The 20,647-nt window shown below is 39.3% G+C and carries 16 protein-coding genes; 5 read left to right on the top strand and 11 right to left on the bottom strand.

Features of this window, described 5'->3' with window-relative positions:
• Positions 1–7: 7 nt before the first annotated feature.
• The 11 genes from ccoG to ACQY77_RS00245 all read right to left on the bottom strand — a co-directional run bounded on the left by ccoG (position 8) and on the right by ACQY77_RS00245 (position 13,432).
• On the bottom strand, positions 8–1,348 hold the full coding sequence (ccoG, locus tag ACQY77_RS00295; protein WP_421939988.1) for a cytochrome c oxidase accessory protein CcoG: 1,341 nt from the start codon (positions 1,346–1,348) through the stop codon (positions 8–10).
• 19 nt (positions 1,349–1,367) lie between these two features.
• Complete coding sequence (locus ACQY77_RS00290; protein ID WP_421939989.1) at positions 1,368–2,333, bottom strand: cbb3-type cytochrome c oxidase N-terminal domain-containing protein; 966 nt, start codon at positions 2,331–2,333, stop codon at positions 1,368–1,370.
• Positions 2,320–2,502, bottom strand: a complete 183-nt coding sequence (locus ACQY77_RS00285; protein ID WP_421939990.1) for a hypothetical protein — start codon at positions 2,500–2,502, stop codon at positions 2,320–2,322. Before ACQY77_RS00285 ends, ACQY77_RS00290 begins: the two co-directional genes overlap by 14 nt.
• Positions 2,503–2,508: 6 nt before the next feature.
• Positions 2,509–4,647, bottom strand: a complete 2,139-nt coding sequence (gene ccoN / locus ACQY77_RS00280; protein WP_421939991.1) for a cytochrome-c oxidase, cbb3-type subunit I — start codon at positions 4,645–4,647, stop codon at positions 2,509–2,511.
• A gap of 73 nt (positions 4,648–4,720) precedes the next feature.
• Positions 4,721–4,897: a cbb3-type cytochrome oxidase assembly protein CcoS gene (gene ccoS / locus ACQY77_RS00275; protein WP_421939992.1), complete on the bottom strand. Its 177-nt coding sequence runs from the start codon at positions 4,895–4,897 to the stop codon at positions 4,721–4,723.
• Positions 4,898–4,997: 100 nt separating this feature from the next.
• Entirely contained in the window at positions 4,998–7,385 is a 2,388-nt protein-coding gene (locus ACQY77_RS00270; protein ID WP_421939993.1) for a heavy metal translocating P-type ATPase, read from the bottom strand.
• An 11-nt stretch (positions 7,386–7,396) separates the two neighbouring features.
• On the bottom strand, positions 7,397–8,743 hold the full coding sequence (hemN, locus tag ACQY77_RS00265; RefSeq protein ID WP_421939994.1) for an oxygen-independent coproporphyrinogen III oxidase: 1,347 nt from the start codon (positions 8,741–8,743) through the stop codon (positions 7,397–7,399).
• Positions 8,740–9,171, bottom strand: a complete 432-nt coding sequence (locus ACQY77_RS00260) for a lactate dehydrogenase (protein WP_421939995.1) — start codon at positions 9,169–9,171, stop codon at positions 8,740–8,742. Before ACQY77_RS00260 ends, hemN begins: the two co-directional genes overlap by 4 nt.
• Positions 9,172–9,349: 178 nt before the next feature.
• Positions 9,350–10,381: a response regulator gene (locus ACQY77_RS00255; RefSeq protein ID WP_421939996.1), complete on the bottom strand. Its 1,032-nt coding sequence runs from the start codon at positions 10,379–10,381 to the stop codon at positions 9,350–9,352.
• 15 nt (positions 10,382–10,396) lie between these two features.
• Positions 10,397–11,593, bottom strand: a complete 1,197-nt coding sequence (locus ACQY77_RS00250; protein WP_421939997.1) for a PAS domain-containing sensor histidine kinase — start codon at positions 11,591–11,593, stop codon at positions 10,397–10,399.
• A 36-nt stretch (positions 11,594–11,629) separates the two neighbouring features.
• The gene (locus ACQY77_RS00245; protein ID WP_421939998.1) at positions 11,630–13,432 is read right to left on the bottom strand and encodes a hypothetical protein; all 1,803 of its coding nucleotides are present in this window, start codon (positions 13,430–13,432) and stop codon (positions 11,630–11,632) included.
• Positions 13,433–13,778: 346 nt separating this feature from the next.
• Between ACQY77_RS00245 and ACQY77_RS00240 the strand changes: the two genes are divergently transcribed.
• From ACQY77_RS00240 to ACQY77_RS00220, 5 genes are all read left to right on the top strand, one after another.
• Positions 13,779–14,657, top strand: a complete 879-nt coding sequence (locus ACQY77_RS00240) for a helix-turn-helix domain-containing protein (RefSeq protein WP_421939999.1) — start codon at positions 13,779–13,781, stop codon at positions 14,655–14,657.
• 683 nt (positions 14,658–15,340) lie between these two features.
• Positions 15,341–15,877, top strand: a complete 537-nt coding sequence (locus ACQY77_RS00235) for a hypothetical protein (RefSeq protein WP_421940000.1) — start codon at positions 15,341–15,343, stop codon at positions 15,875–15,877.
• A gap of 81 nt (positions 15,878–15,958) precedes the next feature.
• On the top strand, positions 15,959–16,753 hold the full coding sequence (locus ACQY77_RS00230) for a molecular chaperone (RefSeq protein ID WP_421940001.1): 795 nt from the start codon (positions 15,959–15,961) through the stop codon (positions 16,751–16,753).
• Entirely contained in the window at positions 16,746–17,762 is a 1,017-nt protein-coding gene (locus ACQY77_RS00225; protein WP_421940002.1) for a hypothetical protein, read from the top strand. The genes ACQY77_RS00230 and ACQY77_RS00225 overlap by 8 nt, the downstream gene beginning before the upstream one ends.
• An 8-nt stretch (positions 17,763–17,770) precedes the next feature.
• A complete protein-coding gene (locus ACQY77_RS00220; RefSeq protein WP_421940003.1) occupies positions 17,771–20,557 on the top strand; it encodes a hypothetical protein in 2,787 nt (928 codons plus the stop codon).
• Positions 20,558–20,647: the final 90 nt, after the last annotated feature.

Below are 20,647 nucleotides of genomic sequence, written 5' to 3'. Positions count from 1 at the left end.
TTCTAAATTAGTTGTTGGCAGCCTGGGCAAAAAAGCTGGTTGTTGCACGACTTAAAATCTTCCCTTCTACCCAAATTTCAAATGATACATCTGTTTTATATTTTGTAATCTTACTCTTCTGCCTGAGGAGGAAAAAAGTTAAATGGACTGTTCCTTCTGCTGGCAGGCTATGGGTTTGCTGCACAAATTCTATCTTGTTTAGCGGATCGTTTGATTTAAATTCAAAGGATAGGTTTTTATTGGTCTTATTAATCAGTTCTGCATTGTACAGGTTACTTATTTGATCACCAGGCCTTTCCTGAAACAAGGTCCCACTCGCCCGGAGTACTGTGGTTTGGATTATTTCCCGTTTATAAATCAATGAAGAAAAGATAATCAAAGCCATTAACAAGGTGGCTGCATAAGCATAGACCTTTAGCCCTACTTTATATGTTTTTCTGGTTTCGATAAAATCCTGGTTGTAAAAACCAATTAATCTTTGTGGCTTGTTGATTTTAAGCATTACAGCATCGCAGGCATCAATGCAGGCCGTGCAGTTCACACATTCGAGCTGCGTTCCTTTACGGATGTCTATCCCGGTAGGGCATACCTGTACACACAGTCCACAATCAACGCAGTCTCCCTGCGGCCTGTTGAGGTTATTTTTTTGAATGTACCCCCTTGGCTCACCCCGATTTACATCATAAGCTACCACCAGGCTCTGTTTATCTAACAAAACGCCTTGCAATCTACCATACGGGCAGATAACGGTACAAACGGCTTCTCTTAAATACGCAAATACCCCATAAAAAACAAAGGTAAAGAACCAGATGGAAGTGAAACCAGACACATGTAATGCAAGAGGTTCGAAGATGATTTTTCTTAAATTATCCGAGCCTATAAGGTAAGCTAAAAAAGTATTGGAAATGATAAATGAAATGCATAAAAACAGAAAATGTTTAATTGTTTTTTTAAGGATTTTATCAATACCCCAGGGTTGAGCATCGAGCTTTTTCTGTTTTACAGCATCCCCTTCAATCCAATATTCTATTCTTCTGAAAACCATTTCCATAAAAATGGTTTGCGGGCAGGCCCAACCACACCATAACCTACCCAAAACCACTGTAAAACAAACAATGAAGATGACAAAAATCAGCATTGCCAATGCAAAAAGGTAAAAATCCTGAGGGCTGAATATTAAGCCAAAAAATACAAACTTACGCTCGATAAAATTGAGCAGTACCCACTGTTCTCCTCTAAATTTTAAAAACGGACAGGCAAATAAAAATATAAGCAAGGTATAACTCAACCATTTTCGGTAGGTATATAATTTACCGGAAGGCTTTTTCGGATAGAGGAAATTTCTCATCCGGTTTTTCCGTTGATTATTATTTTGTAGCATTTGCTGTAGTTGTACTGTCGCCGGCAGATTTCATTTCGTTATCCTGAGGATTTTCAGCTTCGTATTTTTCTCCCTGAGGGGCTTTTGCACCTACCGGATTTGTACCCTGCAGCGAAAGAATGAAATTGGTTACTGCACTGATCTGCTTCGGATTAAGGGTTTTCTCCCAACTTACCATCCCCTTTTCCGGCACGCCGTATTTAATGGTTTTAAAGATATTATTTACACCGCCGCCATGTAGCCAGTAATCATCGGTTAGGTTAGGACCAATAATGCCCTGTCCTTTATCGCCATGGCAAACCTGGCAATTGGCGTCAAAAATGGTTCTACCTTCTGCCAAAACCATTGGGGTATTATCTGCCTTTACCGAGTTTTCATCTATGGCATTTGCCGATTTTTCTAAATAAGCTGCCTTTTCTACTTTTGCTCTGGCCATTTCATTCTCATACTCCTGATCCTGCAAATCGCCATATCCACCTATATGGTAGTAAAAAAGGTACGCTGCTGCGAAGAACATGGTGCTGAAAAAAAGCCAGTTAAACCATGCCGGAACAGGGTTATCTAACTCTTTAATCCCATCATATGCATGCGGAATCTCCAGATCCTTTTCCTGTTCAATGGGTTTTAAACTCAATATTTTTTCCCATACCGACTTTCCTTTTTTCTTTTGTTTTAACCAGTCGTCGTAATTTAAGGGCTTATCAGGTACAGGGATTTGATAAATACCTGGATGAAGTTGTTGCTGATACATCACCTTAAAAGCCTTGAGTAAGGTAATGGCCACTACGAGTAAGATAACTGCAAAAATTAACAACAAAAGAATGAGCAGTTCTGACTGATTGATACCCAGACCCGGCTCAGCAATTACTACCGGAACTGTTTGCGTCTCGTTAGCGGCAAAGGCAAAATTTATAAAAAACAACAATGGGATAAATAAGCTAATCTTCTTCATTGGTAGTTGTTTTTTGATCTTGAATGGGTAATTCACGCATGATTTGAATATGTTGTTTGTTCAGTTTGAGGAGATAAACTCCCACGATCAGGAAGAACAACATAAACACCAGTAATGAACTGATGAGGTAGTACTCATCTCCTGCTAAGTTTTTAAGCTGATTGAACATAATGTATTAATTAGAAGAAATTTCTTGTTTGTTTACTTTAATATCGGTCCCCAGGCGTTGCAGATAAGCTATAATGGCTACAATTTCCCGATCGCTTTTTACCCTGATATTATTCTGTTTGAGTTCGGCTGTTATTTGCATGGCCTGCTTCTCCAGATCCTGGTTGGCTTGTTGTTCGTATCCCAGTGCATAAGGTACGCCTAAGGTACGCATGGCATTAATTTTACTTGCTGTCGTAGAGATATCCAACTTTTGTTCTATCAGCCATGGATAAGGTGGCATGATACTACCAGGCGACATAGAAGCTGGATCTACCAGGTGATTGTAATGCCAGGTATCCGAATATTTACCACCTATACGATGAAGATCGGGTCCGGTACGCTTACTTCCCCATAGAAACGGATGATCGTAAACAAATTCTCCGGCCTTGCTGTATTCTCCATAACGCTCGGTTTCTGACCGGAATGGCCGCACAGTTTGCGAATGGCAATTTACACAACCTTCTCTGATGTAAAGATCCCTGCCCTGTAATTCTAAGGCAGAGTAAGGTTTTACACTGGCAATGGTGGGCACGTTGGATTGGATGGTAAAGGTTGGCATCATTTCTACCATCCCGCCAATGAGGATAATGATCAGCGATAATACCATAAACTTCATCGGCTTACGCTCTAATACCCTGTGCCACGCGCGGTCGGCAGGTGATTCATATACCATAACTTTTTCCATTGGCATGGCCTCTGCAGGTTCATTGGCAACTAAAACAGCACGCTTCATGGTTTTTACTAAATTGTAAGTCATTACAATTACACCGATTAGATAAAGTGCACCTCCAATTGAACGCAATACGTGCATTGGGATAATTTGCAGGGTTGTAGCTAAAAAGTTGGGGTATTTTAATAAACCCTCAGCAGTAAATTCTTTCCACATTAAGCCTTGGGTAAAACCAGCCCAATACATGGGGATGGCGTAAAAAAGAATGCCTAAAGTGCCAATCCAAAAGTGGAAAGCGGCCAGCTTTTTAGAATATAGTTCTGTTTTATAAATGCGTGGGATAAGCCAGTAAAGCACTCCAAAAGTTAAAAATCCATTCCATCCCAGGGCTCCCACATGTACGTGTGCAACAATCCAGTCGGTAAAATGGGCAATTCCATTTATTTGCTTTAAAGAAAGCATAGGTCCTTCAAAAGTAGCCATGCCGTATGCGGTAAGTGCTACCACCATAAATTTTAAGGTAACATCGTCCCTTACTTTATCCCATGCCCCCCTTAATGTTAGCAAACCGTTGATCATTCCGCCCCAGCTTGGTGCAATAAGCATGATGGAGAATGCAACACCGAGCGACTGCGCCCAGCCCGGTAATGAGGTGTAAAGCAAATGATGCGGACCGGCCCAAATGTAGATGAATATAAGTGACCAGAAGTGGAGGATACTTAATTTGTAGGAGTAAACAGGTCTTCCTGCCATTTTAGGCAAAAAATAGTACATCATACCTAAATAAGGTGTAGTGAGGAAAAATGCCACTGCATTATGCCCATACCACCATTGCACCAGGGCATCCTGTACACCAGCATAAACGTAATAGCTTTTTAGAAAGGATATTGGGAGCTCGAATGAGTTGACGATATGAAGTACAGCGATGGTTACGAATGTTGCGATATAAAACCATATGGCCACATAAAGATGACGTTCTCGTCTTTTGATAATTGTACCAAACATGTTAATACCAAAAACCACCCAAATAACGGTAATGGCAATGTCTATTGGCCATTCGAGTTCTGCATATTCGTGAGAAGTAGTAAAGCCAAGCGGCAAGGTGATTGCTGCAGCAACAATGATTAGCTGCCAGCCCCAGAAATGGATCTTACTGAGTACATCACTAAACATCCTGGCTTTTAATAAACGCTGAAGGGAATAATAAACCCCCATAAATATGGCATTCCCCACAAAAGCAAAAATTACGGCGTTGGTATGGAGCGGTCTAATCCGGCCGAAAGTAGTATACTGGCTCCCCATATTCATTGCCGGTTTAAATAATTGCATGGCTGCTAATAAACCAACTGTCATGCCTATAATACCCCATACAATGGTGGCAATACCAAAATTCCTGACAATCTTATTATCGTAAGTAAATCGTTCTAATTGCATATTCAATAGAAATGTTTTGTTTGTATTTATCACCAAAGGTATCCTGCTCTATGCAGGTGATTGGTGATGCCCCTTAGTTAGAAAAGTGATCTTTTTCACTTTTTTCCGGAAGCTCATCATCAAACAGCATCCGGATACCCGGCGTATGCACATCGTCGTGCTGCCCGGTATTGGATGCCCAGAAAAAAGCAATCAGAAATATAATGGCCATTAGTACACTACAGCCCACCAGAAAATAGAGGATGTTCATTTTGCGTCCGTTTTACGTTGTTTGTTTAATGCTACAATGATGGTTTTTTACCGTTGCGTATGAGGGGTTAAGCAATCAGTCTTCCGACCTCCGACTTCTTCTAAACCAAATTATTCCTTCGTGCGAAAATGCGAGTAGCGAAGGTGGTGAAACAGATAATGGTAATTGTACTCAGGGGCATGAGTATTGCTGCAACTAATGGATATAAAGTACCCTGAACGGCATAATAAATACCAATGCAATTGTACACTATGGCGATGGCAAAACTCATTTTAATAATCTTTAAACCATCTTTACTGAGTTGGATAAAATTGGGGAGGTAGTTTAACGCACTTCCTTTTAAAATGGCATCACAACCGGGTGTAAAGTTATTGATGTGGTCTGTTAAGGCAATTCCGAAATCGCTTTGTTTAAGTGCTCCGGCATCGTTTAAACCATCGCCCAGCATCATTACCTGCTTTCCCTGCTTCTGGAGATTTGAAATGGCTGTTAACTTCTGCTCAGGTCGTTGCCCGAAACTGATTTTGGCCTGATCAGGGAAAATACTCCTCAAGGTATTTTCATCCTTATTGGTATCACCTGATAATACTTGTAGCTCAAAATGATTTTGTAAGCCGAAAATTAACTGTGGAAGATCTGCTCGCCAATCCTGCTGAATCGAGAAACTGCCTTTGTACTCCCTGTCAATTACAATGTGAACCCCACTTGCTGATACCTGTTGAACAGGAATAGGTAAAATACTGAGACTTCCGGCATAAACTGGCACACCGCAAACCATACCATGTAAGCCCTTACCTATCACCTCATTATATCCATGAACACTGTGATACTCATCTACCCGCAAAGTTTTTAAAATATGCCTGCTTAAAGGGTGAGATGAATTCCGAAATAAGGAACCCAGTGCAACTTTCTCCGTATAAGTTAATACGCCGTTAAAGGAAATACCAGCCTGCTCGGTACTGGTTAAGGTGCCGGTTTTGTCGAATACAATTGTATCACATTTGGCCAATTGCTCTACGGCATCAGTATTTTTAACATAAAAACCTTTTCGATCAAAAACTGATAATATTGCTGATAGGGTAAACGGTGTGCTCAGGGCCAGTACACAAGGACAAGCGACAATAATTACCGCAGTAAATGCCGACCATGCTTTTTGACTATCCCCCTGAAACAACCAATAAAGCGTGGCAGAAAAAGCAATGATAAAGACCCCCAGACTAAAATACCTGGCAATACTATCATTAAAATTGGTCTTTTTTTTCCCTGCTTTATAATGCTCCTGATTCCATAAACCCGTGAGGTAGCTTTGCGAAACGGGCTTGATGACCTCTAATTCTAAAGCTTCGGCGGTTTGCCTGCCTCCTGCATAAACAATCTCACCCAATACCTGGTGAACAGGCTCAGACTCACCGGTTACAAAGCTCATATCCATCCAGGCGTCACCCTTCATCAATATGGCATCAGCAGGTACCAATTCGCCATTTCTAATCCAGAGGCGATCTCCCACTTTAATTTCATCAATGGGTACCGCCTGCTCTTTACCTTCTATCAAGGTTGTTATGGCTATTGGAAAATAAGAGCGATAATCCCGATCGAAAGAGATGTGGTGATAGGTTCTTAGTTTTAGCCATTTTCCCATTAACAGTAAGAACACCAATCCTGTAAGGGTATCTGCAAAGCCGGGGCCGGTTTCAAAAATAATCTCTATAGCTGTTCTGATAAATAATACGGCAATAATGAGTGCAAGAGGAGTATCTAAATTAATGTGTTTGTGTTTTAAACTGTTTAGCGCAGATACAAAGTAATCCCGGCCACAATATACCGTTGCAGGAATTGCAAAAGCAAGATTAAGCCAGCCAAAAAGGTATTGAAATTGTTTTTCAACACCAGATAAGCCAAAATACTCCGGAAAGCTGAATAACATCACATTTCCCATTAAAAAGCCTGCTACGGCAATTTTTAACACCAGCCCGCGGTTGGTGTTTTTCTGATGTGCTTTAACAACATCCTGTAAGCTTATTAAAGGTTCATAGCCAATTTGAACGAGTGTTTCTACTACATTTCTCAGCGAAATTTCTCCGTGTTTAAAGCTGATGGTAACCTGTTTCCTGATGAAATCGATTCTGGAGCTGAAAATAGCAGGATTAATTTTATATAAATGTTCTAACAACCAAATGCAGGAGGTACAGTGTATAGCGGGAATATAAAAGGTTACGATACTGGCATCTCTTCCACGATAATCGATAAGCTGGTTTACTATTTTGGTTTCATCCAGGTATTCCAATCTGCTTTCTGATTGATAACGCTTTCCAGGACTCACATTATAGGTATAATAGTTACATAAATTATTTTCTGCCAGTATCTGATAAACCCCTTTACACCCGGCACAGCAAAAAGCTTTGTCATCAACATGATATTGCATTGCGGGCAAATCGTCGCCACAGTGATAACAGCATTCGGCTGTGACTTTTTGTTTTTGATCTTCCATGCTTTTATTATTTAAATTGCAGAACTGAAAAGGCTTGTCTGGGGTTGTTTATCCCAAAGTTTTTCATCAAAAGCCATACATACGTTTCGTAAAAATGCCTTTCCGGCCCTGGTTATTCTAATTTCCTTTTCGGTAACCCAAACCAGTTTATCCTGGAGTAAAGGAATCAACCTTTCATATACCTTCTCAGGAATGCCATTGTGGTAATAAGTGTGCTCACGGCACATTATATTCAAAATATGCTGCCTGATTTCGAGATCATCTGCCGCATTTATATGCCCTTTAGCGATGGGGAGTATACGTTGATTCACCTGCTCCAGATAAGCCTCTACTGTTTTTGTATTTTGTGCAAAGGCGATCCAGCTGTCGCTAATGGCAGAAACCCCCAAACCGATTAACAAATGCGTATGCTGATGGGTATACCCCATAAAGTTCCGGTGAAGCTTCCTGCTGGCGCTGGCCTGATAAAGGGTATCAGTTGCTAATGCGAAGTGATCCATTCCTACATCAATGTAACCGGCATCTATCAATTTATTTTTACCCAATTGATATAGCGCGAGCTTTTCGTCGCCCTGTGGCAAATCATTTTCTGTATAATGCCTTTGTCCCGGCTTAAGCCAGGGCACATGTGCGTAACTGTAAAAAGCAATCCGATCCGGCTTCATGCGGATTACCGCATCAATAGTATCTGTTAACCCTGCTGGTTTCTGGCCTGGCAATCCGTAAATCAGATCGAAGTTAATCGATTCATAGCCAAGATTTCTGGCTTGAAGAAGTACTTCTTCAACTTCCTTTGGTGTTTGAAAGCGATTTATAAGCATTTGTACCTGCGGGTCAAAATCCTGAATTCCGAGACTTATACGTTTAAATCCCAATTCATAAAGGGTTTGCAGGTGATTGGAACTTGTATTGGCGGGATGTGCCTCAAATGATAGTGAAGTGTCGTGGGCTAATTCAGCATTCTCCAATATTCCGTTAATAAGCATATTTAAGTTTGCAGCACTGAAAAATGTTGGTGTTCCGCCGCCTAAATGAAGCTCCTTTATAACAGGTCTGTCTTGCAATAACGCGCAGTACATGCGCCATTCTGCTAAAACAGCAGAGATATATGGGACTTCGACTGCATGATTTTTGGTTATCCGGGTATTGCAACCACAGTAAGTACACAAACTTTCGCAATATGGCAAGTGAATATACAAGCCCAGCCCCTCTTTATGATAGGCCTGATAAGTTTGCTTTACTGCAGATATCCATTTTTCAGTACCAAAATCATCTGTATTCCAATAAGGTACGGTTGGATAACTGGTATATCGTGGGGCTGCAACATTATATTTCTTTAAAAGATCTGAGGAAATCATGACTTTAACGCTTTAGTGACCCCACAATTGTTTTGGCAGCAGCAAGCTTTACCCACACATTTTCCAGCTGCCCATTGATCCAGATTTTTAATAATCTGGTCCATCCTCGCCTGCGGTTGCTGGTTACCGTTTATAAACGGAACATTGGCAACCTTCATTCCTGCCTTTCCTGCGGCTTTTAAATCAAGATGATGGGTTTCAAAAGATGATGTGGCAATGTAACGAATGCCCAGTGCTTTTAGCCCGGCAATCATCTCTGCATTCAACTCATCATTATTAAATACGAGCAATGCTTCTTTACCTTGAGCAAAAGATAAGGTATCAATAGTTAAACTATTGGTTATAATTGTAATATCATGCTTTTTATAATTGGCCAAGGCCAACCATTCTTTTTCATCGGGCTTTATGTTATATGCAATAGCTTTCATGTACATTTATATATGTTCACAAAATTAATGGCATACACCAAGACGGAAGATGAGGGGGCTTAGGCTAAAAAGTGATCTTGATTACTTTTGAATTGGTTTAAGGAAAGGAGCAGCACGCGACAGCACCTAAGCAGGCAGGTGAAAACCGCGCCTAGCATAAAAAATGCGTATCCGAACCTTACTGCTTTACTTTTCTAAGTCTTTCTTTTGAGAGAATATTGATGGCATTGCCGGTTTTATCAACCAGTTTCTCTTCTTTAAAATCAGCAAGCATCCTACTTACTGTTTCACTTGCCGTACCCACAAGGGCAGCAAGATCATCCCTGGAAATCTTTATGGTACAGGTATCACTATGATCATCTCCAAACTTATCTGCTACCTGAAGCAGGGCTTCTGCTACTCTTTTGCGAACGGAGGAGTAGGCCAGTTGCAGCATCTGCGCCACTTTTTCTTTTACACTGTCGGATAATAAACTGATAAAGGTTTTGGACACGGATTGATAGTTGAGCAAATATTCCATAAAATCTGCTTTACTGATCTGTATAATTTCTGAAGCAACCAGCGTTGCTGCATTTTCGGCATAAAGCTCTCCGTTGCACAAACTTTCATAGCCAAAAAAATCACCATCATGGTAAAGTCCAGAAGATAACTCCCTGCCATCTTTGAAACGTTTATAGGTTTTAACCTGGCCCTTTACAATGAAATATAAATGAGAGGGTTCATCGCCTTCTACATAAATAATTTGTTTATGAGTGATGGCTTTAGCTTTGCCTCTTGCCTTCATCTCCTCCATTACTGTTGCGGTATCTGCCGCGGTAATGCCAGCACTGGCAGTTTGTTGTCTTTTTTTAAACCGGCTTTCTATTGCCTTAAAAAGTTCGAGATCATCAAAAGGTTTGGTCAGGTAATCATCTGCTCCCATTTCCATTCCTTTTCTCATATCAGCTCTTTCGGTTTTAGCTGTAATAAAAATAAAGGGAATTGTAGCTGTTTTAGGATTTTTATTGAGTAAATATAGTACGCCATAACCATCCAGTTCGGGCATCATAATATCGCATAATATGACATCTGGTAAATGCTTAAGGGCCAGGTCTACCCCAATTTTACCATGTTTTGCAGTAAAGGTTTCGTAACCCGCCAAGTCTAAAACTTCAGCAGTTCCTTCTCTGATATCATCATTATCTTCAATAATTAATATTCTCTTACTCATATAAATATCAACTTATTAGTTAAATTTGTTTAAAGGGAAGCTTAAAGTAAATTTTGTTCCGGCATGTTGCTCGCTCTGACAAGTTACTGTACCATTCATGAGGCCCACATATCGTTTAACAATATTTAGTCCCAGTCCTGTACCGGGAATATCCCCGGTGTTGTGCGCCCTAAAAAATGGCTCAAAGAGATTGTTCTGATCCACATCAGGAATCCCAATACCGTTATCACTTACCTCAACCACTAATTCTTCATCTTCCAAATAAGTATTAAATTGAATCAAGGTGTCTTCTCCAGAGTATTTAATGGCATTGGATACGAGATTGATAATGCAATTTTTAAGCAAATTCGGATCTAGCAAAACTTCGGCACTGGTGCCGCGGTGTTCGTAAATGATGTGTTGGTTTTGTTTCGTTAACAGCTGCATTTCCTCGGTAATTTCTTCAGCGAAGCTGATAATATTAAATACCTGTGCATTTACCTCAACCTTACCTGCTTCCAGCTTCTCTAAGGATAAAAAATCATTCAAAATTGTGGTCAGATTATTAATTGAATTCTTAATCTTCGCCGTATGTTTTTCTACGCTTGCCGCATCCTGTTTGGTTGTATATTTATCAATAAGAGAAGCAGATAACTGAATGGAGCTTAACGGCGTTCTAAATTCATGAGATGCCATGGATACAAACCTGGTTTTTAATTGATTAACTTCTTTCTCCTTCTGAAACAGAGCACGCATATTTTCTTTTGCCATTTCGAGCTCCGACACCAGTTTAACCAAATCTTTGGTACGTTCCCTAATCTTTACTTCCAGTTTCTCTGTATAACTTTTTATCTGCTCTTCATTTGCCTTTTCTTTGGTTAAATCATGAATAAAGCCGGTATAAATCTTGCGATCGCTAAATTTCACCTCACTCACGCCGAGTCTAAACGGAAAAGTAGAACCATCCTTTCTTTTTCCATACACCTCCCTGCCAATACCGATAATGTGTTTGGTACCCGTAGTGTTGTAATTGTGAATGTAGCCATCATGCCTGCTTCTGTCTGGCTCCGGCATTAATACAGATACGTTTTTACCTACTAGTTCTGCTCTTTCATAGCCAAATAGTTCAAGTGCGGCAGGATTTAAATGCTCTATTATCCCTTTATCGTCTATGGTAATGATGCCGTCAATTGCATTTTCTATAATCGCGTCTAAAAATCTTGATCTATCCATGAGCCATATGTGTAAACAAGCCTAAATATAGGAAAGTTATTTTCCATAACTGTCCAGCTCCCCTATCGTCATTTGATCTAATTGAGCTTCCGAAAGCGATAAATCCTGAAGCAGCACCTGTAATTGGCTTACGGCCTGATGACTTATGGTTTTAAAAAGTGTTTTATAATAATCTACCCCAATCAACAGCTGATCTTTAAAGGCAAGCAATTGTTTTTTCTTTTTGTCATTCTTACTGAGATGGTATTGATTGAGCAAGCCCTTAAAGTATTGGATGTATAAATTTAATTCCTGAAGAAAGATATGAGGGCGATCTCCCTGCCGGATGAGGTTTATACGACCATAAATATGCCCGACTAATTCGTCAAGTGAATAAATGCCCGAGAAATACGCAAGGTTGGGTCCAGGACAAATGGCAACGGCCTTGTTTTCTTTTGGTTTTATTATTCCATTCTTCAGATAAGCAGAGGCACATAAGCCTTCACAGAGGCAAACTTTCTCGGTAACCTGATTAACCTGAGCCTGATAAACCGATTTTTCTAACTTGAGTGATTTAAGCTGTTTAATTTTAAGGTTTTGGTACTGACGTGAAGCTGTGCATATGGGTTCTGTAGTAAATTCGGTGTTATTACAGAGGTATTTCTTAGTACAGGGGCTGCCTGGCCGACCGCTTTCTATTCGTGCCAATCGCTGTTGTTCTGCAGTATTGTGTTTAAAGTTATTAAACAATACGCCCAATGGTGAGGAATTGCTCAGGTAATAATCTCCCGTTCCGGCAGCCGTCAAATTAGCAAGTGTGTTGTTATCTACATTGGTAACCTCGGGTACGAGCAGAAAAGGGCTTCCCCAACCAGTTGCAGACAAGCCATAATGATGCAAAAAGAATTCATGCTCTTCGGCTGTGCCTATCCCTCCTTGTACCGTAATGCGCTGATCAGGACATGTTTTTAAAAGTAAACTCCGTTGGCTAAGGGCCATTTTATAGCAGGCTGAAAGTTCATCAAGCATTTCGCCTCTCTTTAGCTTAAACTCTTCTAATATAGGGCCTAATAAGTATCCATCAGTAGCAAAGGCATGTCCACCACAGTTTAAACCAGATTCAACCCTAAATTCTGACACCCAGATTCCCTTTTTAGCTAAAAACCTGGCCTGGATAAATGCTGAACGAAAATCACTCACTTTCAGGATCACTTTCTTTTTCATCTGGCCATTTTCATCTGGAAAGAAATCTGCAAACTGTTCCAGATAACTATATAATTTTGGATTCATTCCTGCAGATAACACCACCGATGCTGAAAGTTCACTTTGTGCGAAGCCGCGCAATGCCGCTAAAGCATCTGAGTTGTGATCACCTGTATATTTATTATCCAAAAAGTTCATCTTATCTACTTTGGCCATGATGTTAACATCGATAGGCCCGATAACCATACCCTTTCGCAATAAATTCTGGAAAATTATTTTGCTTTCTCCATCCGGATAGGACATCATGAGTTCATAACCATGTTTCAAGTTAGCGTGTTCGGGTAGTAATTCAAAATATCTGCAGATGTCGCTTCCCGGTACAAAATCCTGTTGTTTCAATTGCTCAAACTGTAGGTCAATGTTTTGCTTCAAAAAATTAAGATAAGCTGTAATTCGTTTTGCCCTGCTGTCTGCTGTCTTTTTATCTATAGGGGTAAATTCCAGGCAAAACTTCTCAGTATGATATTGCCTTATCCGCTCAATTAAGTCATCATCTACAATCGAAAGAACAGATGAAATGCCATAACGGGCAACTTTTAACGGGGTATCAATAGAATAACCCAAACCTAATACTGGAATATGAAAGGTATGTAGCATTGATGTTTTTTTATGGCTACAAACCTATTTAACCTCAGGTATTTAAAAAGATACGCTTCTCATATTAAAAAGTAATGGGCATCACTTTTTTAAATATCCCGCTGCCATTTTATCGTTCACCATATAACGACCAAATGTAAAAACCCTGGAAAACACTTAGCTTCAGCACTTTATAAAAAATGATGAAAATCAAAAAACCAACACCGCTATAGAAAGACATTTATATAAAAATATTCTTACAATAACCTAACTAAATTACTGATAATTGAGTATCGGATTTCCAGATAATGTATTATCTTAGCAAGATGCATATCAGTTGTCATTATGCAGGAATTTTCTTACGAATATGAATACTAGTGAAAGGATTGATTTAACAACTAAAGATTATATCCATGTTTGCCGCTCTTCTGATTTAAACAAACTACTTAAGGATATTGATGTATCTCATCGATGGCCCTATTTTTTTATTCTCTTTGCAGCAACAGATCATGCAGAACATTGTATAGAAAATGAAAGAATTCCGGTACCCCTTGGACATTTCTTATTTGTTGGGCCAGATCGTTTCCATGCCTTTATTGAGGCTGCTGACAACAATTTTTGGGTAATCTATTTTGATTATGGATTTTATGCACGCACGCCCAACGATGCTTACTTTATTCAAAATACGGCTTTATTTTTCGACCTGAGTAAAATTTACATCAGTAAACCATCTATTGATATAGCTGAATACGTAACCCTTCAATTTGAATTTTTAGAAAAACTGGTTGATCGTGCTCAGGCGCCTTTGGTTAGGGATATCATACACAATGCCGTACAAGCTATGCTTATACGTTCAGCCTTTCTATCTCAGGGACTACACAGTTCTGATGTGCAGCATACAAATGCCGAAGATAAAAAAATTGCAACCCGATTTAGGGAGCTTCTCCATTTGAACTACCAGCGGGAAAAAAAATTGGATTATTATGCCAATGCCATTAAAACTACACCTAGACGCTTAAATCAAGCCATTACTAATATTTATGGTCGGTCTGCCAAACAACTGGTAACCGAAAAAATCTTCGAAGAAGCGAAAAGTAAACTTGCCCATAGCGCACTTACCATTAAAGAAATCAGCTACAGTATGGGCTTTACAGAGGAAAATAATTTTAGCGCCTTTTTTACCAAACACTCTGGCTTTAGCCCGAAGAAGTACCGAAACCTGCAAGTGAGTTTGAGTATGGGGTAATAATTAGTTTAATCAAAACTAATTATTAGGTAATGAAACAACAAATTCCGATATAGCTTAGGGGGAAAGATATTGATGCAGCCTGTGGCCAGCTTACCTGGCTTTAAAGCTCAGTATGATCATCTCTTCTGAAAAATACATCAACTAAACCTGCTCTGCAGTTTAGCTTCTGAAGCATTTGAGGTCAGGATAATGATCTCGTCATTCCTTTTTTTTGCTTTTAAATACCATCAGCCTATCCGTGAAACATAGATTTCTATTTTCCAAATATTTTACACCAAATTATTCCTGCAAAACCTGTCACTGTCATCAGATTTTGAGCAAAACTGTAAGATTACTCAATGTCATAAAAACATCAAAAAGCTATTCAAATAGTATTACTAAGTAGACAAAACAACTTTTGTTGACATAAATCAATAAGAACAATTAAATTTTAATTATCTGATTTACAAGTAATTAACATTAAAAAAATATAATTTAATATGCTTTGTATTTTTTCATACTTTTTTGGTGGTTTTTAATATTTTTCAGAAGCTGAAATGGGTATACCTTTGCATCACATTCAAACGGAAATGTTACAAGATTGTTACAGAGAAAGACAAGAATGATACAGCCTTTCTGTTGGGAGTAGTAAAACAAACTTAACAAAAAAAATTATAAAAAAAACATTTAATCAAATTATCATGAAGTCATTCCTATTAAGCCTTTCAGTAATTGTTCTTTCTTTAGTTGGTAAATCAGCTTTCGCTCAAACAGACAATGCAACATTAAACATTCGTTTATATCCTATCCAAACCATCACAGTTAATCCTACTCAAAAAACAGTTAACTTAGATTATAAAACTACTACAGATTATACCAATGGTGTAAGTTTAGCTCAGGCTGACCACTTAACCGTTTACAGTACAGGTGCATTTATCGTTAAAGTTAAATCTGCTGCTTCAACTTTAACTGGTGCAAAAGCTAATATCGATGCAAACGATGTAAGCATTAGTCCTTTGGCCGGTACAAGCAACCAATTGGCTAACGCTACATACACTCCGGCTAACTTAAGCAGTACAGATCAAACGATCATCTCCAGTACTACCGGAAGTGTTAACAAAAACTTTAACATTACTTACAAAGCTGCTGGTGCTCAGAAATATGTAGACAAATATTTCAAAACTGAAAATCCAACAGTTTATACAACTACGGTTACCTATACTATCGAGGCTAACTAATCAAAATAAATCAACAAAAAGGCAATTTTGGGTCTCCCAAAGTTGCCTTTGTTGTATATTTGATTCTACAATTGTTTCCTGATGAAAAGACTCCCCTATTTTCTGTTGCTTTTAGCCCTAATCTTTACTTTACCTGTTGCCGCACAAACCGGATTATCAGTTACACCTCCCAGGGTATATTTTACAGTAGCCCCCGGACAGCAGCAACGCCAGAAGATTACCGTAAGTAATGTTAGTAAGACTTCAACACTCGATCTTAGTATTTCCTTAAACGACTGGTCTTATGATGATAAGGGGAATAATCAGATCTTTGATGCAGGCAGTACCAGTGTTTCATGTGCCAAATGGGTGGCTATACTTCCCTCTTCATTTTTTTCCCTGGCACCGGGAGAGCAAAGAGATATCGAAATCCAGCTTGCTCCTCCTGCATCGTTAAAAGATACCATACCGGTTCATACGGCCATGCTTTACGTTAGCCAGCTTAATCCTATAGATGATGTAAGCCAAAAAGGAACTAACATTAAAGTAGCTGTACGTACAGGGATAAAAATTTATCAAAGACTGCCGGTTGCGCGTAATGCAAATCTTGATATCGATAATTTTTCTAAATCAAAAGAGGAACTTATACTTCAATTTACCAATATCGGTAACGTTTGGGCAGATGGAACAGCAAGCTGCGAACTACTCAACAAACAAACAGGAAAAAAGACAACATTGAAAGACATCATTTTTTATTCACTACCTGGCAATAAGCGCAAAGTCTTTTTTGCTTTACCTGTTTCATTAGAAAAAGGTGAATATGTAGCTTCGGCAGTATTAAATTATGGTGATGAAGCAACTGTAAAGTTGGCAGAACTGGAGTTTACGCATGAATAAACATTTTTTTTCGGTTGCTGTTACCTTTGTGCTGCTATTGGGGTTTGCAGTAAATGCCTGGGCACAACCACGTCTTACGGCAAGCAATCAGCAATATATGGAGGTACGCTCCTCGCAAACCCAAACTTTTGGTAATGCTTTTCAAATTCAGATTACTTTAGAGGGGAATAACAGAAATTATCCAAACTGGAGCTTAGGCACAATCCTCAATCAGCCCATAACCAATAGTGAAGGAAAAACTTTACCTTATGGTAAAATAAAATTGAAACTAAGCGCTGTAAACGGCACTACTTTTCAGCAAATTGGAAGTGGCACAACGGCGGTTCCATTAAGTGCGCCCGGAAATACCGCTTTATTAATCAATTCTTCCAATTATGCACTTAAGAATGATAACAGCCAGTTCTATACTCAAATAATTTTCACTGTTGATGTGATTCTGGAAGGCGGATCCTATCTTGATGCCTTAAAAACCTGGCAGGCTTACTCCATAAATCTGGCTTTTACATTATTAGACAACAGAGGAGCGGAAATAAGCCGGTCAAGTGCTACCAATGGTATACAAATCCGCCCGGATGGCAGCTATACAACGCCGGCAAGCTATGGTATACAGGTACAGAACGATGCAAAATCGGGCTTACTCGAACTCAAAACCATGAATGATTATGTTAATGGGGCTTCAGTTACCTATACCAACGGGTTAACGGTTACTGCTGCCACACCTTACGCCATCCAGGTTCGCAGCAGCAGTGCCAATTTTAGCGCAGGAAGTAAAACTTTGCCTGTATCTATTGTTAACCTGCAATTGAGTGCAGCCACCGGCTCATCTTCTATCACTGTTCCCTTAGCGGAAACCGCGCAAACTGTTGGTCAGGGCGGGAGTACTACAAGCAGTGCCGTTAGTTATAAATACCACATCAGATATTTTACCAAAGCGAACGATAGCAGACTTATTAATGCTGTTCCAGACACCTATAGTGGAATTCTCATTTATGAGATTATCCCACAGTAGTTTATACAATGAAACCTGTCTCAATTAAGATATTTTTTTATTGCAGCATACTCATGCTGGGCTTTGCGTTATCTTCGAAAGGGCAGGAAAAAGCAGTTTTGACGATTAGCAGTGATAGTGTTATTAATATTGGCAGAGAAAAACTGGTTTCGCTAAGTATCCGGGTAACCAACTCAGAATCAACAGATTTTAAGGGCCAGATTATACCTGTTTTACCTAAAGGATTTGGCCTGATTTCAGATCAACCCATTAACGTTAAAGTAGCTAAACAAACCCACATCTTCTACCCTTTTAAGTTCCTGGTACTTCAAAACGCAGACACAAAAATTAGTGAGATGGCATTTCAGTTGCAGGATACCACAGGAAAAACCGTGGCGCAGTTCCATGCGAAGGTGAATATGTTACCACAGCGTGCTGTAGAACTTGCAGTGCTTAATCCCAGCATCTTGTTAAAACAGGTGGGTGATTCCTTAAACCTTAAGGTAATGATTCGGAATTCGGGTAATCAAACAGAAATACTCAAAATTGTTGCCTCACTTCCGGCTGATAATGGCCAGGGAAAACAAATTATTCAAAAAGATCTTCAGCTTGCCCCTGGAGGTACACAGGAAGTTAATTTCGCAAAAATTATCAATCGCGAATTATACCAAATGAATAATTTCTATATCAACATTGCAGGATTATATCAAAATGGAGAACTTTTCGGAAATGGAATTGCATATGTTCAAAATGCTTCTGCGAACCGCCAGTTTGTTAATCCTCAGATTCAGCAAAACAGCTTAAATGGAGGTGTAGATAATCAAATCTCGCTAAGTGGTCAGAACCTCTTCAGTGATTCTCAATCCTGGCAATTAAATGGTACGGGTGCTACCCAAATCCAGAATGGGCTTTTGGGGTTTAGTCTGGATGCTTATCAATGGAACGGTATCAATAATAAACCATTAATTACCAATACATGGCTCAATTACGAAAATAAAAAAGCCGGAATTACAGCAGGAAATATTTCAGAAAACCTGGAAAGCTTCTTCAACGGCCGGGGTGTTAAATTTTATAGTCGTGCTGATGAAGATACACACGGCTTTGAAGCCGCCATGGTACAGAAATCATACAATCTATTAGGCGATAATTTCAATTACGGCTATTCTGCCTATGCTAAAACCAATCTTAAAGATACCAGCGGAAATCAATACAACAGCACCCTAATTTTTGACTATGCTCCTTTAGAACAAACCAGGAGCTTATTATCGGCTAACTCGATTTCCTTATTTAATAAAAGGAATTTTGTTATGAGTGTAAATGTTGGTGCCGGTGCCTCACAAAATCTTTTAGATAATGATGACATTAAGCCTTCATTTGCCTTAGGTACCACCCTGAGTGGGAATTATAAAAAATTCAACTTCAGTAGTAATAATTTTTATTCTACAGCCTATTATCCAGGCATTAGAAGAGGTGTTTTACAGCTAAATGAACGGGTTAGCCGTTATCTCGGTCCACAACATATATGGGCAGGTTTTAGTTATTACTCGTTTAATCCGGCTTATCAGCGAAATATCTTTTTCTTTCAGCGCGACTATTCGCTTCAGCGCATAGAAGCCGGTTGGGCTAAACCACTGAATGTGAACCTCAACATCACCCTTACCGCTTCCAGAGATCAGGAAAGTGCAGTTTACAACATTATAGGTCAACAAAGCAGCTCACTTACTGCCTATCGCCTAAACGAATCTATAAACTGGCACAGCAGCGATTTTAAACAAAACATCTATATCTCTGTGGATAACGGAATGAGTAAAGGGCCTAACGGAGATCATAAACTTCAGTTACGGTTAAACGCAAACTGGTCTAACAGCTGGCTAAATTTGAGCGCTTATCTACAAAGGGGCAACTTTCTTTTAGCCGAGGCCTACAATAGTGGAACAGGTACCACAGATATTTCCAGGTATAGTATTAGTCCTTCATTGCATCATTATTTCTTCGATAAGAAATTACGTACTGAGGCCGGACTTATTTTTTACCATGATACACAATACGGATATAACTTTACTTATACGGCCAAGGCCGAATACCTGATTACGCCTAAAACAGCTTTCTACGTCAGTACCTATCAGTATCACTACAATACCCCTTATATCAACTCATCATTTAGCAGTTTACAGGCAGGCATTACCCAAAAACTACCTCAGCCCAAACAACATGCTCCAGGTAAAAAAGGAAATTTAGAAATTTTCTTTTTTAAGGATAATAATCACAATGGAAACTATGACATGGGTGAGGAAGCTGCAAATTCGGGTACTGTGCTCATAAATGGTATTATTTTCATGATTCCAGCAAATGGCACAATTGTATACAGTAAAATCCCTTATGGTGCTTACCAGTTAAGTATGCCTATGCAAAACGGATATCAAATTAGCCCGGTACAAGTAAAGGTTGATCAGAAAAACAGCAAAATAAGCATCGCCATGCAAAAGAGTGGTAATGCTGTGGGAAAGATATCCATTACACTGGATGAGCAAAAAAGTTTAGCCGTTAATACATCTCTGGCCGGAATTACGCTATTGGTACGCAGCAGTGACGGAACAGTACGTACAGTTAAAACGGGAGAAGCTGGTCAATATTCAGTATATCTGCCGGAGGGCGAATATCAAATTTATCCAGATAATACGTTGCTTCCAGAAAACGTTTATTACGATGGCAAAAATGCAACGGTTGCTGTATTTGCCGGAGTAGAAACCAACATACCAACCTTAAACTTAAAAGTTCGGGAAAAGAAAGTGGAAATTAAGCGCTTTAAGAACTAATATTTAAGGGATCATTGTTTCATCTTACAATTAATTAAACGATTATAAACGTTTATTTTGCTTTAAACTATTAGACATTCCCTATATTGT

This window comes from Pedobacter sp., assembly GCF_965279535.1.
In the GTDB taxonomy this organism is placed as follows: domain Bacteria; phylum Bacteroidota; class Bacteroidia; order Sphingobacteriales; family Sphingobacteriaceae; genus Pedobacter.
This window is presented reverse-complemented; position numbering and strand designations above follow the sequence as displayed.